This window comes from Streptomyces sp. GbtcB7 (assembly GCF_019091445.1).
Lineage (GTDB): Bacteria > Actinomycetota > Actinomycetes > Streptomycetales > Streptomycetaceae > Streptomyces > Streptomyces mirabilis.
Map to the genome: position 1 here is coordinate 1 of NZ_JAGXJM010000183.1, position 357 is coordinate 357.

A 357-nucleotide genomic window follows, 5' to 3' on the forward strand; every position below is an offset into this window, starting at 1 on the left:
CTGCCGGACGAGATCGGGATGGTCTTGATCGTCTTGCCGTCCCGTACGACGGTCATCTGCTTCGTCTTGGCGTCGACGGTGCTGACCTGGCTCCGGCCGATCTTGAACGTGACCGTCTTCTGGATGCCGTGGAGGTTGAGCGTGACGGTGACGGCGGAGCCGGGCTTCCAGTAGTTGTTGGGGCGGAAGTCCAGGCGGTCGTCGTTGAACCAGTGGCCGACGACCTGCTGGCCGCTGCTGGAGCTGACCTGGATCTTCGACTCCACGGCGGCCTTGTTGTTGATCGCCCTGTCGAAGTTGACCGTCACCGGCATGCCCACGCCGACGGTCGAGCCGTCCTCGGGGGAGAGGTGCCCG

At 65.0% G+C, this 357-nt stretch carries 1 protein-coding gene; it reads right to left on the reverse strand.

All coding sequences use genetic code 11. The features are described from left to right. Window positions 1-357, reverse strand: a 357-nt coding sequence (locus KVT44_RS55770) for an Ig-like domain-containing protein (RefSeq protein WP_217576910.1), incomplete at both ends; no start/stop codon positions are given.